General features: G+C 62.7%; 10 protein-coding genes. 3 read left to right on the forward strand and 7 right to left on the reverse strand.

Features of this window, described 5'->3' with window-relative positions:
* Window positions 1-731 precede the first annotated feature (731 nt).
* Window positions 732-1,661 carry a 2-dehydropantoate 2-reductase gene (gene panE / locus DK366_RS06770; protein WP_109124789.1) on the reverse strand — a complete coding sequence of 310 codons (930 nt, stop codon included), beginning with the start codon at window positions 1,659-1,661 and terminating at the stop codon, window positions 732-734.
* 297 nt (window positions 1,662-1,958) lie between these two features.
* On the opposite strand from panE, the gene DK366_RS06775 reads away from it, so the two are divergent.
* Window positions 1,959-4,289, forward strand: a complete 2,331-nt coding sequence (locus DK366_RS06775; protein WP_109124790.1) for a catecholate siderophore receptor Fiu — start codon at window positions 1,959-1,961, stop codon at window positions 4,287-4,289.
* A 79-nt stretch (window positions 4,290-4,368) separates the two neighbouring features.
* The gene (locus DK366_RS06780) at window positions 4,369-5,046 is read left to right on the forward strand and encodes a Fe2+-dependent dioxygenase (RefSeq protein ID WP_109124791.1); all 678 of its coding nucleotides are present in this window, start codon (window positions 4,369-4,371) and stop codon (window positions 5,044-5,046) included.
* Between the two features lie 50 nt (window positions 5,047-5,096).
* Here DK366_RS06780 and DK366_RS06785 read toward each other — a convergent pair whose 3' ends face one another.
* From DK366_RS06785 to pilV, 6 genes are read right to left on the reverse strand one after another with little or no spacing between them, the layout of a single operon-like run.
* Complete coding sequence (locus DK366_RS06785) at window positions 5,097-5,693, reverse strand: GspH/FimT family pseudopilin (protein WP_198651461.1); 597 nt, start codon at window positions 5,691-5,693, stop codon at window positions 5,097-5,099.
* Window positions 5,694-5,709: 16 nt separating this feature from the next.
* Window positions 5,710-6,129 (reverse strand): type IV pilin protein, encoded by a 420-nt coding sequence (locus DK366_RS06790; protein ID WP_109124793.1) that lies wholly within the window; start codon window positions 6,127-6,129, stop codon window positions 5,710-5,712.
* A complete protein-coding gene (locus DK366_RS06795; RefSeq protein ID WP_157956465.1) occupies window positions 6,129-11,954 on the reverse strand; it encodes a hypothetical protein in 5,826 nt (1,941 codons plus the stop codon). Before DK366_RS06795 ends, DK366_RS06790 begins: the two co-directional genes overlap by 1 nt.
* Before the next feature lie 10 nt (window positions 11,955-11,964).
* Window positions 11,965-12,705, reverse strand: coding sequence for a PilX N-terminal domain-containing pilus assembly protein (locus DK366_RS06800; RefSeq protein ID WP_109124795.1), 741 nt, complete (start codon window positions 12,703-12,705; stop codon window positions 11,965-11,967).
* Between the two features lie 3 nt (window positions 12,706-12,708).
* The gene (locus DK366_RS06805) at window positions 12,709-13,845 is read right to left on the reverse strand and encodes a PilW family protein (RefSeq protein ID WP_109124796.1); all 1,137 of its coding nucleotides are present in this window, start codon (window positions 13,843-13,845) and stop codon (window positions 12,709-12,711) included.
* 16 nt (window positions 13,846-13,861) lie between these two features.
* Entirely contained in the window at window positions 13,862-14,404 is a 543-nt protein-coding gene (gene pilV / locus DK366_RS06810; RefSeq protein WP_109124797.1) for a type IV pilus modification protein PilV, read from the reverse strand.
* Between the two features lie 262 nt (window positions 14,405-14,666).
* On the opposite strand from pilV, the gene rapA reads away from it, so the two are divergent.
* Window positions 14,667-17,507: an RNA polymerase-associated protein RapA gene (gene rapA / locus DK366_RS06815; RefSeq protein WP_109124926.1), complete on the forward strand. Its 2,841-nt coding sequence runs from the start codon at window positions 14,667-14,669 to the stop codon at window positions 17,505-17,507.
* Window positions 17,508-17,516 lie beyond the last annotated feature (9 nt).

Consider the following 17,516-nt stretch of genomic DNA (forward strand, 5'->3'; position numbering starts at 1 on the left):
ATGGGTATAAGAGCCAGCAAGTGCGCTCCTACACAACCCAAGCCGATTGTAGGAGCGCACTTGTGCGCGACCGTGGGCTGACTACCGAGGCGAAAGTCTGTCGCGCACAGGGTGCGCTCCCACATCGAACTGGCGCGCTCAGTGTTGGACGCGGCCTTATTTGCAGCGCAAACGCCACACCGCCTTTCCTTCACTGCCAGATGCGCACAGGCGGCACACCGCATGGTGAGCACCGTCGATAGCGAGGCTTGTTGTGGGAGCGCACCCTGTGCGCGACAACCTGACGGAGCGGAGGCCTCGGGGCTGCGGTCGCGCACTAGTGCGCTCCCACACAACCCGGGACGATTGTAGGAGCGCACTTGTGCGCAACCGTGGGCTGACTACCGAGGCGAAAGGCTGTCGCGCACAGGGTGCGCTCCCACATGAAACTGGCGCGCCGTTCGTGAGCCACGCGAACGCCGCAGCCCTCCTCTACACCGCAAATGGGCAGAGGCGGCATTTCGCACGATGAGCCCAGTCGACAAGGGGCCCTTGTCTTGTTGTGGGAGCGCACCCTGTGCGCGACACCCCTGATGGAGCGCTGCCCTTTACGTCTGCGGTCGCGCACAAGTGCGCTCCTACACAACCCAAGCCGATTGTAGGAGCGCACTTGTGCGCGACCGTGAGCTGACTACCGAGGCGAAAGGCTGTCGCGCACAGGGTGCGCTCCCACATCGAACGATGTGCGTTCTTTATTTGCCGCGCGAGCGACGGGCCTCGTAGGCCTTCAGATGCGCATACGCCGTGCGAAGCATCGTCAGCTCATTCGGCGGCGCATCGGAACGCGCCAGCAAATCGCCCACGATGTGATCCGCCTCGATGGGGCTGCCCTGCTCCAGGTCGCGCATCATCGATGCACTCAACGCCGAACCTTTTTCAGTCAGCACGCCGCGTGCGCGCGCCATCACGGCATCGCTCGGTTCGTGCCTGTTATGTGCGGCGACGCGTCGGCAATCGTCAAGCAGCTGCAGCGTGGCCTGCTCGCCACCCGTGGCGGCCATGATGTCGCCTACCGGCGCGCGCATCAGGCAGGTGATGCTTGCCAGCGATGCCAGGAAAACCCACTTGTCCCACATGTCCTGCAGGATGGTCGTGCTCAGGCGGGGCTCGAATATCGCTTTCGACATCGCTTCAAGAATCCGCTCGACGCGCTCCGATCGTGAGCCGTCTCGCTCGCCGAACGTCACGCTATGCGATTGGTTGAGATGTCGCACGATGCCTTGCGCGTCCAGCGTCGCCGCGATCACGCACTGACCGCCGAGCACGCGTTCCGCACCGAAGCGCGCATCGAGCAGATCCAGATGCCGCATGCCGTTGAGCACGGGCAGGATGACCGTGTTCGGCCCTACCGCCGGTGCCATGTCTTCGATCACCTGTGGCAGGTGATACGCCTTGCAGCTCAGCAGCACGAGATCGAACGTCTCGCGCAGTTCGTGCGCCTGCACCGTCGGCGGATGCGGCAACGCGGCGTCACCAAAGCTGCTGCGTATCACCAGGCCGTGTTCGGCAAGTTGTGCTGCGCGCTTCTCGCGCACAAGGAAGGTCACATCCTGGCCGCTTTCCAGCAAACGCCCGCCGAAATAGCCGCCCGTGGCACCTGCGCCAATCACCAGGGTTCGCATCGCTTTCTTCTCCGCAAGACCAAGGCGCAGAGGCTAACCCAGACGCCGCCGTTCGCTCTTCCCTACGAAGGTCGGAGCCAAAACCCCTCAAATCAATTGCAACTCATTCTCATTACCAATAACATTTACTGAATGCGTGCCGGCGGGTTCTTGCAGCTGATGGACCACCCGATCAGGCAGCAACGTTTCAAATCAATCAGTTGGAACCCTGCCGTGATCGACGTCCGCCGCCGCAACTCGTCGATCCGCCCTGTCAGCTCCGGCTGACGGGTCCACATTCTTACGACGAGCTTCCCCATGGCCTACATCACGAGTCGAAAGCACTCTGTTACCCGCAACGCGCTGAGCGCCGCCACCGCCACCCTCATGACGGGCCTGGCGCTGACACAACCGGCGCTTGCTGCCGACTCGCCGGCTGACACCACCAACACGAACCCGAGCACGACCACGTCCACCAAGAATCTGCCTGGCGTGCAGGTGGAAGCCTCCGCAGTGAGCGACTACAAGGTCGACAACCTGCAGTCGTCCAAGTACACGCAGCCGATCCTGGACACGACGCAGACCGTCAACGTGATCAGCAAGGACCTGTTCCTGCAGCAGGGCGCCACCACGCTGACCGAAGCGCTGCGCAACAGCCCGGGCGTGGGCACCTTCTACGTCGGCGAGAACGGCACCACGTCCACCGGTGACGCGATCTACATGCGCGGCTTCGATACGTCGGGCAGCATCTTCGTCGACGGCGTGCGCGACCTGGGCACCATTTCGCGCGACGTGTTCAACACCGAATCGGTGGAAGTGATCAAGGGTCCGGCCAGCACCGACAACGGCCGCACCGCGCCCACCGGCGCCGTGAACATGGTGAGCAAGCAGCCGGAGCTGGGCAACGGCGTGAGTGCCTCGCTCTCCTACGGCAGCGCCGACCAGCGCCGCGTCACCGCCGACTGGAACCAGACGGTAAGCGCTACCAGCGCATTCCGCCTCAACGTGATGGGCCAGGACTTCGGCGTACCCGGCCGCGACAAGGTGGAAAACAACCGCTGGGGCGTGGCACCGGAATTCGCGTTTGGTCTTGGCACGCCCACGCGCGTGTACATCGACTACATGCACATCAAGCAGAACAACGTGCCTGACGGTGGCGTGCCCACCATCGGCCTGCCCGGCTACACCAGCCCCGATCCGAAGCGTCCGTTCCTTACCGATGCGCCGGAAGTGGATTCGTCCAACTTCTACGGCACCACGGCCGATCATGACCATGTCACCGCCGACATGTTCACCGTGCGCCTTGAGCACGATTTCAACGAACAGATGGCGTTCCACAACACGCTGCGCTGGGGCCGCACGTTCGAGGATTACCTGCTCACCTCGTTCATGGGCAGCGCCGCGAACCTGCTGACGCCGAACCCGACCGATCCGTCGACGTGGACCATCGCGCGCAGCAACCCGACGTTCAAGCACCAGTCGAACCGCATCCTCACCGACCAGGCCAACCTGACCTGGAACTTCGAGACCGGCACCATCACGCACAACCTGTCCACCGGCATCGAGCTGACGCAGGAGAAGGCCACCACCATCGGCATCGTGGCCATGAATGGCACAACCTGGCCGGCGGCGAATCTGTATGACCCGAACTGGAACGTCACGGGCCTGGTCTACGGTCAGAACGGCGCCTACACGGACGGCCAGACGGATACCGCTTCTGCCTATGTGTTCGACACGCTGAAGTTCGGCGACAAGTGGCAAGTGAATGCCGGCGTTCGCATGGACCACTACGACACCGACTACTCCAGTACCGTGGCCTGCGGTGGCCGCAGTGGCCCGGCGTGCGGCACGCTGCCCACCGGTTCCGTGGTGCAGGGCCTGACCACCACCACGGGTGACAACCTGTGGAACTGGAAGCTCGGCGTGCTTTACAAGCCGGTGCCGTACGGCTCGTTCTACGTGAACTACGCCGTGTCGGCCGAGCCGCCGGGTGGCAACACGCTCACGCTGTCCAGCTCCACCAACAGCCTGGACAACCCGAACCTGGAGCCGGAGCGTGCACGCACGTATGAAATCGGCACCAAGTGGGAGCTGATGGACGAGAAGCTTCTGCTTACCGGCGCGCTGTACCAGACCACGGTAAGCAACGACCTCGTGCAGGACCCGGTCACCCTGCTCTACTACCAGATCGGCAAGAAGCGCGTGCAGGGCGTGGAGCTGAGCGCCGTGGGCAAGATCACCGAGAACTGGGCGGTGAGCGCAGGCTTCACCACCATGAATGCCAGCGTGCTTTCCGGCACGGCCGTGGCGGAAGACGGTTCCTCCGACCTCGCCTACACGCCGAAGAAAGCGTTCACCAGCTGGACCAGCTACCTGCTGCCGTTCAACCTGACCATCGGCGGCGGCGCGCGTTACAACGGTGAAATGCAGCGCGGTACCGACAGCGCCATCGGCACGCCGGCGTACACGAAGGCCTACTGGGTGTTCGACGCGTTCGCGTCCTACCCCATCAACAAGAACTTCGACCTGCGCCTCAACCTGTACAACCTGTTCGACAAGGACTATGTCGCGGCCATCAACAAGAGCGGTTACCGTTACACGCCAGGTACCCCGCGCTCGGCGATGATCACCGCCAACGTCCGCTTCTGATCGCGAGGGCGCACCGGGTTTCGGCTTCGTGCCGGAATCCGGTGTTCGCATGTCGCCATCCGCACGGTCGAGGAAACTTATGCTTCTGCACATTCCCAACGTTCTCGACCCGGAACAGCTCGCCTCCATCCGTACCTCGCTCGACAACGCCACATGGACCGACGGCCGCGAAACCGTCGGGTCGCAAGGCGCCAGCGTCAAGCGCAACCTGCAGTTGCCTGATGCCTCGCCGCTGCGCGTGGAACTGGGCCATGTCGTGCTCGCCGCGCTTTCGCGCCATCCGCTTTACCACGCCGCCACGCTTCCCCTGCGCACGCTGCCGCCGCGATTCAATCGCTACGAAGGTGGCGGTCAATACGGTTTCCACGTCGACGGTGCCGTGATGGCGCTGCCCGGCGGTGGGCACATGCGCACCGACATCTCATGCACGCTGTTTCTCGCCGAACCCGAGGAATACGACGGCGGCGAACTGATCATCAGCGATACCTACGGCGAGCACGAAGTGAAACTGCCCGCCGGCGACGCCATCATCTACCCCTCCAGCAGCCTGCATCGCGTGACCCCGGTGACACGCGGTGCGCGCATCGCCGCGTTCTTCTGGGTGCAAAGCCTGGTCCGCGACGACGCCCAACGCCGCCTGCTGTTTGAACTCGATGCCTCCATCCAGGCACTGAACCGCACCGGTGCCGACGCGCAGGCGGTGCTGCAATTGACGGGCGTGTACCACAACCTTTTGAGGCAGTGGTCGGAGGCCTGACGGCAGCACGCGGCCGTCACGGCCAAACGGCAGTGATTACTTCAGGTGGCTCAACCGCAGATCGAATTCTGGACACCCGTGGAAACTGCGCGCCCGGAGCCCGTCACGTTCAAGATGGTTCCCACGATAGGGCTGGTACTCGTTCCGCTGGATTGCGCGCATACCGTAAAGCTCATGGCCGTCGGCGAATTTTGACCCGGCGACCAAAGCTGCCCCTGCGAGTCGTACGTCAAAATGCCTTTGGACGACGCGGTGACCGTTGTCGTGGTGGGCGCTGCCTGCACGCGCAACACTGTTCCCGTCGTGCTGTCGAAGTTCGTAGCGAGCGCCGTGGTGGTGTACACCATCCAACCTTGGGCGTAGCTTCCATCTGATGTGTCGCAGGTGCTGCCACCGGCGGTGGCCAGCGGGCAGATCGAAACGTAGTTATGCGTAGCCACGGCTTGGCCGCGGGCATACGCCAAATCGGCAAGCAGGCCATTGGTCTGCGACACCACGCGATTGTTCTGGATATACGAATGCATGGCCGGCACGGCGAACGCCATGAGAATCGTGGCGATGACCATTGCCGCAACCAGCTCAATCAGGGAAAAGCCCTGCTCGTGATGCTTGCGCAATGAAGCCAAACGCATGTGCTGATCTGTCATGTCAGTCATCCAGCAATCACTGGGAACCCCAGCAGGTAGTGGCGTTGCCCGCAGGCTGTGCCATCTGCTGGCCTGCCTGATTGATAGAGATCTGCGTGCAGGTCGTATCCTTGGCCTGGGTACCGATGGGGGTTGCGGTGACCGTGAATGCCGTCGAACTGGCTGACGCCACGGTCACCGAGTAAAAGGGCGCGCCGGCAGTCGAACTTACGCCCAACGCACTGGACGTCGTGGTGTAGGCGTTGTTCGAGAAGAAATAGCTTTCCTCCCGTGCGGCGATATCCTGCAGCGTACTGGTCGCCGTGGTGCGCCGCCCCTTCACCACGTACTGCCAATAGGCAGGCATGGCTATCGCCGAAAGAATGGCCAGGATCACCACGGTGACCAACAGCTCCATCAGCGTGAAGCCTCGGGTGGATGCGTGGGTCGTTTTCATTAGTTGCTCACCGGTTCACGCCAGGAAATCTCGGCGTTGTTGGGGTTGGTCATACCGCTGACGTTCTGCAGTGTCGTACCGCCACTCAAGCCAAACGCCGCCGACACCGTGCCGTTGCCCGTATGCAGGATGGGCGACGATGCCAGGCCGCTACCCAGCGACACCTTGGTCAGCACGAAGCCACCGCTGGATCCGAAGGACGAAAGCATGCCGGAGCTTGCTGTACCGGTGAGGTAATCCATACCGTACAGGTTGCTGGTACCCGGTACCGGGATCGGGTTACACACGCTGGAATTGGCAGCTGCGATGGCTGCAGCGCCCGGCGGAATGTAAGTGGGCGTCAACAGAATCTGGTCATAAAGCACCTGACTGCTCACCACGCGCTCGGACGGCTGGGCCGCATTGGCATTCGTACCGGTACCTATCACGCCGGCCGTCAACTGATACATCCAACCGTCGTACAGATAGCACTGGTAGTTGGCATCCGTTGCCGTGGTGTCCGTCGAGGACAACGCATTGGCGAGTGCGTTGATGTCGGTCACACCTGACGAGTTCGCCAGCCCACTACCCGTACCTACGGTAATGGTTCCCGTAGTGCCCAACGTCGTGGTGGAGGCATTGAACAACGAGCTCGTAGCGATGGGCAGCTTCTGACAGGTCGCCGGCATGCTGGTCAGCAGACTCAGGTCAGTGATGCCGTAGATGTACTGCTGTTGTGTGCCCTGCAGCGAGTTGCCACTGTTGTCGTCCTGCGTGTACGAACGACCCGTACCGAAGTAGATCATCGGTCGGCCGGAGCTGTCCGTAGCCAGCGTTGGCCGGATCGTGACGGGTTGGCTCAGCGAAATGATTTGCGTGATCTTCCACGTGCTCGGGTCACTGACGTCCGCCGTGCTGGGCTGCCCGTTGAGGGTCAATGCGCCCGTGTTCATGTCGATCTTGTACAGACCACCGGAGAACGGCGTGGTGTCCGTATAGGTGCCGCTGACCGTGCCAGTCGTCGGGTTGGTTACCACACCGAAATAGACCGCTTCATCGCTGAAATTCAGGTTGAAATCGGAGGCCACCATATCGCCGGCGAAACTCGCCGCAGGACCGGTGAAAGTCTTCACCGGGGTGCTGTTATTGGCGACCAGCTGCTTGAGGTCGTACATCGATACACCGAGCGATCCCGAGCACGGCGCCTGCACCACCTTGTTGCCCGCCGTCTGGCTGGTGTTGCACCAAAGGACATTGTTGGGAATGCCCGTGGAATTGGTGCTCGGAATCGGGCCGCCATCGTCGCCCGGGCCGGTGCCAATGGCGAGCAGGAAGTGCAACGCGCCATCGGTTTCACGATGTGCCACAAACGAGGGCGCCGAGGTCGTGAACGTGCCCGTGGTGTAAGCGGACGTCGTCGAGTTGTAGCTGGCCGTGGTGATCTCACCCAGCACCGTCGGCACCCGCTCAGGGTCCGTTACGTCCAGCACGACATACGCCGGATTGGAGGTTTGATAGTTAGCAGCAGTGCCGCTTCCCACCGAATCGATCTGGATGTAACCACCGCCAAGGCGGAAGGGCACCACGATCACCGTGCCCCAGCCGCAGACGTGACCGGACGAATCGATATCCGATGAGGCAGCCTGGCCTGCCAGGCACGTCGCACTGGTTCCACCGGTCCACAGCTGCACATCGCTCGCCACCGGCGAACCGTCCACATAAAACACGTGGGTGTAGTTCTTGTCCGCAGCCCAGCGCAAATGTGGCAGCAGATTGCTCGGGATGAACGCCCAGACTTCCTGGCCCAGCGTCCAGTTGTTGCCCGACGGAATCGTGCTGTTGCCCGTGGTCAGATTCAGCGAACTCGGCAACTGGCGGTACACGGTGGGGTCGGCCGTACCGGTCGATGAACCACCCACGGTCGCCGCCGTCTGCGCCGGCACGTAGAAGCCACCGTTGAACGCATGCAGCATGCCGTCGTTGCCGCCCACATAGACCATCTGGCGACGGTTGGTGTAGTTGAGGCGGAACGCGCCATAGCTTGCGCTGTTGTAGAGCGTGTCGTACGACTCGGCGGGCGTGCCGACGATCATCGGCGACGAGTCGATGATGTCGCCAAGACGGAACGTGTTGGAACCACTGCTGGCCACCGTGGTACGGCTGCGGTAATCCGTCGATTCCACACCGCGCACCCAGTTCACCAGCTCCTTGGCCAGCGCCGGGCTTTGTTCGTTGAGCAGGCTGTAGTTACCCGAACGCACCTTCTTGGTGGTGTCGTATGTACCGCAGAAACCCGCTGTTGTACCCGGCGTATAGACACCCGAAGCGGAGCAGCTGGCGTCGTTCCACACGAAGTCGGTCTGTACGCCGTTGGCGATCGTGCCCGTGCCCGTGCTGCCGTTGGGTGCCCACGCCGTGGAGCCCGATCCCGCCGGTGGCAGGTAGGTGAAGATATAGCGGCGACCAATTTCCGAGCCACTGCCGGAATCGGAAGTGTAGTCACGCTGTATCGAAAGATTGCTGATCGCCGTGGTGCCCGACGACGTCGTCGGATCGTAGTACGCGTTGAGCAGCGTGCCAGCATCCCACGCGGGAATGATCGGATTGGAGATGCTGACCTGCGAACAGGAGCTGCTGGCCGACGGATCGAAATTGGTCGAGCCGGTCGCCACCGGGGCCACCGAGCATCGCCACTGCGCCATGGCGCCAGGCAGTGCGCCCTGCGATTTGTCCGGGCCGTTGACGATGTAGTCCGAGCTGGCATCCAGCTCCTCGTTACCCGTGCCGCTCACCTTGCCTTCGCGCTGATAGCCGCTCGAATCCGTCCACAGCGCCAGCAGGTCACCGGTCCAGTTGATGCCGTTGCGCTGCATGAAGTACTGGACCTGGTACGCCAGGCCGTTGCCCTGCACGTCGTTGCTCGACGAAGGCGTGGTGGCATTGCCGAAGTTGTTGGCGGCCAGTGACGTAATGGACTGGAAGACCGAATCCAGCTGCGTCTTCAACTGGCCAGCGTTGCGGGCAAAGAAATAGTTGGCCGGATCGCCCCCGGTCGACGAGGGTGCCGTACCGGTAAACCCACTGTATTTCGCGCCGTACCACAGCGGCGTCTGCAGCGGTGCCACCGGGGCCGTGCTGCTCGCCGTGAACTGCAACACCACCGGCGCGCTCTTGCAGTCCGCGCCAGCGGAGCCGCCCAGCAGGTTGCAGTTGAACACGGCGCCGTTCTGGGCAGCACTCGTCGTGCCGCCGCCGTAGGTGATCTTGGTCTCATTGAGACCGTCGTTGGTCGTGCCGCTAACGTTGTAACCGATGTACATGGCCTGCGAACTGTAGGCCACTACCTGGTTGCGGATCAGTACGTCGTTGGCACCCACCGTGACGGCCAGCGTGCCATTGGTATTGCAGACGCCACCGTAAATCGTGTTGGAAATAGCGCTCGAGACCACGCCCTTGTAGACCACGGGATCGCAAATGGCGACCGCATTCTTGGCCGTATTCACCGTGGACGGCTGAGCGCAGTTGGTGGGACCGACGCAGTAGGAAATGACGTTGTTTGCGTCGTCGTCATGGTCCGAGCCGTACTGCGAATCTTCCCAGACGAAGTAATAGCTGCCCACGCCGGTGTAGCCCGTGGAGGGCACCAGGCCATAGGTATTGAACCCGGTGACTTTCGTCGAACCCAGGTTATAGATGTACTGCGCACCGATCTGCACGTTGCCCAGGAAGCAGGTCGTGAAATTGCCGGAGCTTTCGGGGTCGGCGCGGCAGCTCGGCGACAGCGTGATGGAACCGCTTCCCACGGGAATGTTGAACGAGGGCAAGTTGTCCGACAGGGCAACGCCATACGTCTTGATCTGGAAATTGGCTACGACGTTGCTGTCGGTGCGAATGGGATTGCTACCCGAAGCATTCCACGCTCCCAGGCTTAGGCCCGCAAAGAGATAGCCACCCTGTTGTCCCGGCGCACCATTGCAGATACCCACCAGCGAACTGAGGTTGGTAAATGACGCCTTGGTACAGGTCGCAACGTCGCTGGAGTTCTGGTTGCCTGCCGTGAGGGTTGTGGTGCCGGTATTGACGGAGAGCAGATAGTTGCCACCAAGCTTCTCATCCGTCTGGATCGTGCTCATGAGCGAGGAAAGGCTGCTCATGTTGTTGACCGTGGGGATCGTCTGCACGCTCGGACCATCGAAGGTATTGAGGCCGCTGCTGATCACCACGATAGAGCAGGCTGCGCACTCGGCATTTCGCTGGGTCGACGAGTTTGTCGGCGTGCCATAAGGGTCCACCCACGCAGGATTGGGTAGCGACCCGCTGCTGTCCGCCGTTGAAGGCGTCGACTGGCCTTGGAGGTACTGCAGTGCCGTGGCGTAAACCAGCGCAATGGGATTGCCAAAATCCGGACATAGCGTGGCGCCACTCGTCCCCAGCAGCTGATAGCCACGCGCGCCCCAGGGAGCGCTGGGACCGTAGCAGCCCGTCGTCGACGGGGAGTCACCGTAGTCGTACGCACTGGCGTTGGAACCCGACGTCTCGTACTGGTAGCCGGCAATCTGGAAACGATCGATCGAGTAAACGATGCCTTCGGTGGGCGTGGCGGTCTGCGTCTTGTAGCAGAACTGACCCGTATTGCTGTTGAACTCGTCGTCGCCGCCCGCACCCGCGGAATCCACCTGGCAGTAGTTGGTATTGCCGCCGTTACCGGCAAGCATGCCTACATTGCGCCGCAACTGACCCGGCCCTCGCGCCTTCACCGAAGAGGCCGTCACCAGGCCAAAGTGCTTTTCGTAGGCGTCGCCCTTGCTGTATTTCTGCAGCAGTCCCTCGGGCTTCGAGGTGCCATTGGGCTGAGTCACGCAGATCGACTCCACCGGCGTGGTGGACGTGCCGGTGGTCGCTTGACACACCTGCACACGCGCCACGTAATCGGTGATGGTCGTGCTGCTGGTGGGCTTTGCCATGGCGCTGCTGTCGCCAGTATACGTATTGGTGCACTGGATCTTGGCGTTGGACGCCCAGTCGTTCCATGCGCCAGCGGCGGCGCGAATGTACGGCGTGCTTCCGACGCCCGACGTGGTTGTCGTCGCGGCCGTCCACTTGCCCGTGCTGCTCACGTTGTTGCTGCTCGAGCTGGCAGCCGTCATGTTACCGGTGCTGACGTTCGGTGTTCCTGACGTGTTGCAGAAAGTGGTGGTGGACGAGTACGGCGTGAGGCTGGCGATGTCCGATCCGCTATACACCTTGGCCCACGAATGCAGGTCCACCGGAATCTCGGCGCGCTCCAGCACGGTGGCGGTGGTGGTATCCACCTGGCGCGTGCCGCCGTAGAGCGTCCAGCGCACGATGTCGAGTCGGCTCATGGAGAGCCAGTTGAGGAAGTTTCCGCTCCAATAGTTGTTGCCCGTGGTGCACTTGTGGCCACCCGACAGCACATTCGTGGCGCCGTAAAAGCCCTTGCCGCCGGCTGGCATGGTGCCGTACGAATAACAGATGGTCGGATCGAAGTATCCGTTATAGGTAAACGTATCGAGATACGTCGAATCGACGGTACCGTCGTTATTGAGGTCCGTGTAATCGGAATACGCTCTATTGAACAACTGCTCGTCGCGTGACATCACCAGCATGATGATGGGCGGCACATCCGGCGCGCTGAGCGAGTTGATGCCGGCCGGATAGGCCGTGTAATTCTGCATCGTGAAGTTGGCATTGATGATCGACGAGATCGCGCCAGTGGGCGTTGTCCCGCTCGTCGCTGCACCCACCGTCCATACCGCCAACGCGCTGAGCAGCGCGATAGGCAGCACCAGCAACCATTTACGCAGGGAGAATCCGGGCTTAGTCACGCGAGGTTCCTCAATTCACAATATTGACGCGGTACTGCGCGACGGTGGTGGCCTTGCCACCACCCGGCACCGTCGACGTGCTTTTGATTTGCAGCATCAACAACGCGCCACCTCGGGCGTTGCCCACACCGATGCTGGCGTAGCCCTGCTGGGCCGCCGCACCCGAACCGACATTGGTTGCCACGCCATCGCGCACGATGGCCACGCTGTTCGTTGCCTGCGCACTGGAGCCGCAGGTCGCCTGCCCGTTGAGGCAGGTGTTCAACACGAACGTGGCTGGCCACTGTGAAGGCGTGTAGTTGTAGGCGTCCGTCTGCCCACTGATGCACGGCACATTGAGAATGAAATTCGCCAGTGCGCCGTTACAAGACTTCTGCAGACCCGTGGAACCGCTCGGCGTCAGCAGCGTGAGCCAGGTGGGCTGGTTCAGAAACGTATCCGTCAATTGGTACTGCGCATCCGGAATTGTGCCACCCCACTTTTGGGGCCAACCGTGGTAGTACGCATACGCGCCCAGCACGGCCTCCGGAATTACTCGGGCTGCCTCGGATGATTCGAACGCCAATTCATGCTGTGCCGTCGACGAGGTCAAGCGCATGCCCAGCAGCGTGCCGCGCATGGCTACCAGCGCGACGAGCGTGAGCACCAGCAGCAAGACCAGGCCCATGAACAGCGCGACACCCTGTTGGCGGACGGCCGTACCGCGATTGCCCGGAGGTGTGCCTGCATTTGTGCGAACAAGTTCTCGCATGACTTAACTCCTGGCCGGATTGCGTAGCTGCACCACGAACGACTGCGTCACACGCGTGAACTGCCAAGGCTTGTCGCCATACGGCGTAATGCCGGAGCACGCGGTGGTGGTGGGCGCGCTCCCGACGTTGATCGTGTACGTGCACGCGTTCAACGTGCCGAGCGTGATGGTTTGACCATGCGGCACCTTCAGATCGCGACTGGGATTCACCGCGACCAGGGAGACGCGCACGGCAATCACCTGGTTCCACTGATTGGACGACGTGACAGTGGTGGCCGACTCATAGGTGGGCGTCTGCTGCGCACCCGACGTATCGGTCACCACGCCATATTCGAAGTTCATCTGCTCGATGCCATCCACCACGGGCTGCGCACTGAACGTTCCATCCGTCTGCAGCGACAGCCTCATCAACGTGGGCAACGGCATGCCGTTGTCAGCGCTGGCCGAACACGTGCTGCCGCTGGCGTACACGTCGCAGGGCTGCAGGTAATACATGTCCACGTGGTACGGATAGGCATAACGATGGAGGCCGGGAATGGACGTGGACGGTGGTGTTCCCGCGAACAGCTGCGCAGATGAAGCCGGCACGCTCAACACGAATACTTCGTTCGGGTTGCCACTGATGGTGCTGGATTCGGCAGGCGCAAAACCCGAGATGGCCGGACCCGGCGGCAACATCTGGGGATCGGCATAACGAACCACCAGTACCGGCGTCTGCGGTACGTAGTTGGCCGAGCCGCCAATGCAGGTGGCGTCCAGCGGAAAGCTGGCCGCACCGTCGTAACCAAACACACCGCCACCGCCCGTCGTTGCGGGATTCACCGCGGTTGCCCAGACGCCGTTGCACTTGCCGAGTGCCGTGATTGCGGAGCTCGCGGTCGAATTCACCGTGAGATTGTTGGCGTTGATCGAATTTCCACCCCAGAAGTCCGACATGCGCAACACCCAGCCGAGGCGCTGGGTGGCGAAGCTCATGTTCTGGTCGACGTAGTTGTCGCCGGACTGCACTTGAAACGACTGCTTGCTCGATATGAACAGGCTTACCATGCCCGCCACGACGAGCGTGCCCAGTACAAGGGTCACCATCAGTTCGATCAGTGAGAAACCGGGCTGACGGCCGCGGCTCGAAGATTGGCGCATCGTGAAACCCACCAGGTCAGTGCTGAGGTGCGAGGGGCTGATAGTCGAATTGATACTTGTCGTCGGTCGTGTTGCCGCTGGTGTCGGGGACGATCCCGTTCCAGCTTGTCGCAATGGTCAATGCGCCCGTGTTTGCGTTCACCGACACGACTGCGCGCGCCGCCGATCCCCCGTTGGGCGTCACCGTGGCGGCATTGAGCATGGCCAGCCAGTTCTTCAGGTCGGTCTTGGCCTGCACGCAGGCCACGTTGCCGCTGCATGACGAGGGATCCGGCGCCGTGGTGCCGTCGTAGAGGTAATAACTGCCGGACAAATTGCCGTTGAGTGCACCGATGGCCGATTCGGACTGCACGCCGTAGACACCATCCGGATTGGCCCGCATGGCATCCGCCAGGGAACGGGCCTGCTGGATGGCCGTCGTGCGCGAGCCGGACTGCTTGGTGTACTGCATGCCCTTCAGCTGCATGAGCGCCACACCCAGCACGCCAATGCTGAAGATCACGATCGCGACCAATACTTCGATGAGCGAGTCGCCTCGCTGATGCGCCCTGATCCGCATAAATTCCCCCTACACCCTGTTGTCAAATCTAGCCCAACGATTCTTGGTGTCAGCTAACACCCCGACAGATGGCGGAAAATTGCCGATAGGCGGCGCCGATCCGGGTGGATTCAGTGATGGCCATCACAGCCGTTTGCCCTGCCAAATCCGGTCGACATGCCTGGGAAATGGCAGGCCAAAGGCTGGTCGCCCGGCATCCGTCATGGCCAATCGACGTCTCAGGGCGGATAATCCACGGCCCCGCAATTAGTCACGGCCCATGATGTTCGTTCCTGGTCAACGTTGGATCTCCACCGCCGAGCCCGAGCTCGGCCTGGGCACTGTGCTTCGCGTCGAAGGGCGTGGCGTGCAGGTGCTATTCGCCAAGGCTGGCGTGCTGCGCCCTTATGCGGTGGACTCTGCGCCGCTGGTACGTGCCGAATTCCGCCCCGGCCAACGCGTGGCCGGCAAGGGCATTGCGTTCCTGGTCGAGCGGGTGGAAGTACGTGAAGAGCTGCTGATCTACCGCGGCGAAGGCCGCGAGCTGGAAGAAGGCCAGCTCGACGACGAACAGAGCGTGAGCCAGGCGGACGACCGCCTGATCGGCGGCCGCACCGATCCGGCCTCCCACTTCGAGCTGCGCCTGGAAGGCCTGAAGCGTCGCGCCGAGGCGCGCCGGTCGCCCGCGTGGGGCCTGGGTGCCTCCCGCATTGGCCTGGTGCCGCACCAGCTGCGCGTGGCTGGCATTGCCTCCTCGCGCCGCCCTCCCCGCGTGCTGCTCGCGGACGAGGTGGGTCTGGGCAAGACCATCGAGGCCGGCATGATCATTGCCCGCCAGCTCGCCACGGGCCGCGCCGGACGCGTGCTGCTGCTGCTGCCGGACACCCTGGTCTACCAGTGGTTCGTGGAACTGCTGCGCCGCTTCAACCTCAGCTTCGCCATCTATGACGAAGAGCGCTGCGAAGCGTTGGAGCAATCGGGCGATGGCGCCAACCCCTTTGAAGACGAGCAGTTGGTCATTGCCGACTTCACCTTCCTCGAACAGTCGCCCAAGCGCGCCGCACAGTTGCTGGAAGCCAGCTGGGACCTGCTGGTAGTGGATGAAGCGCACCACCTGGCCTGGACGCCCGAAGCGGCCAGCCCGCGCTACACGCTGGTGGACCAGCTCGCCGCGGCGACGCCAGGCGTGATCCTGCTGACGGCGACGCCCGAACAGCTGGGTCGCAGCGGTCACTTCGCGCGACTGCGCCTGCTCGATCCGCAGCGCTATCACGATCTGGACGTCTATCTGTCCGAGTCGGATACCTTCCACAGCCTTTCGAAAGTCGCTGACCGCCTGCTTGAAAACCAGGCGCTCGACGATGCGCAGCTTTCCATGCTGCGCGTGGCCTTCGCGGGTGACGACGCGCTGCTCGCACGCCTGGCCGACACCACCAAGCCGGAGAACGCGCGCGAGATCATCGCTGCGCTGATCGATCGCCATGGCACGGGCCGCGCCATGTTCCGCAATCGTCGCGCGAGCATTGGCGGGTTTCCCAAGCGTGTGCCGGTGTGGCACCTCCTGGACAAGGACACCTTGAGCGACGACGCCCGCCAGGCCTTGCTCGCCGAATTCCATAGCGATATCCAGCAGCCGCCACCGGCGGTTGAGATCGATTACAGCAACGACCCGCGCATCGACGCCCTGATCACCCTGCTTGAGGCGCATCCGCAGGACAAGTTCCTGCTGATCTGCCGCAGCCAGGCCAAGGTGCTCGCGCTGGAAGAAGCGCTGCGCACGCGCAGCGGCGTGGGCCTGGCTCGTTTCCACGAAGGCCTGGGCATCGTGCAGCGCGACCGCAACGCTGCGTATTTTGCGCAGCCCGATGGCGCCCGCCTGCTGCTGTGTTCGGAAATTGGTTCGGAAGGCCGCAACTTCCAGTTCGCGCATCGCCTGGTGCTATGGGACTTGCCTCTCGATCCGGATCTGCTCGAACAGCGCATCGGCCGCCTCGATCGCATCGGGCAAAAGCACGACATCAGCATTCACGTGCTCGCCATTGAAGACAGCGCGCAGCATGTGCTGGCGCGCTGGTACGACGAAGGCGTGGATGCGTTCCGCTCCAGTCCTTCCGATGGCCGCGAACTGCTGCGCCGCTTCGGCGAAGCGCTTGCCCGTCTCGCCGACGAACACGCGCGCGGCGACGACAACCGCGACCAGGAGCTGGACGTGCTTCTGGCGGAAACGCGCGGCGCGCACGAGGAAATGGCGCTGCTGATCCGCGATGGCCGCGACCACCTGCTCGAACTCGCCGCCAGCCGCGACCTGCACGCTGACGAGCTGCAGCAGGCGTTCACGCGCGAAGACAACGACCCGAGCCGCGACGCCTTCATTCAAGGCTTGCTCGAACGCTTCGGCATCCATGCTGAAGAATTGGGTGGCAAGGTATTGCTGCTCGATCCGCAGTATCTATCCACCGATGCCCTGCCCGGCTTCGCCGAAGGCCCGCAGTCCGTCACCTTCGCCCGCGACGTGGCATTGGCACGCGAAGACCTGCCGCTGCTGCGGCTGGATCATCCGATGGTGATGGGCGCGCTCGACCTTACGCTATCCAACGAACAGGGCAATGCAGCCTTCCTGGTGGACGATGTATTGCCGCCGCGCAGCGCGCTGCTGCAGGCCGTCTTCCTGATCGAGTGCGTGGCGGACCGCAAGCTGGATGCAGAGCGCTTCCTGCCCACGCAGCCCATCGTGGTCACGGTCGACACGCGCCTTGCTGAACGTGCGGATTTCCGTCCCAGCGACATCGCGTTGCGCAAGGCATCCGACCGCAACATCGAAGTGGCGCGCTACCGCAAGTTCCTCGGCAAGCTGGTACCGCCGATGCTGGAGAAAGCCGAGTCGATCGCCGGCGAGCGCTCGAAGGCGTACATCGACGAGGCCGTGGCGCAGGCCACCGACACGCTCGATGCGGAACTGGCACGCCTGCTCGCCTTGCGTGCAGTGAACCCGGCGATCAGCGAATCGGAAATCACTACGGTTGCCGACGAGCGCACCGCCCTGCTGAAGGCGCTGCCCGGGGCTCGCCTGCGCCTGGACGCCGTGCGCTTCGTGGTGAGTCCGGATTTCCTCGCGCTGCGATGATGGCGGCAA

It is taken from the genome of Dyella sp. C11 (assembly GCF_003121485.1).
In the GTDB taxonomy this organism is placed as follows: Bacteria; Pseudomonadota; Gammaproteobacteria; order Xanthomonadales; family Rhodanobacteraceae; genus Dyella.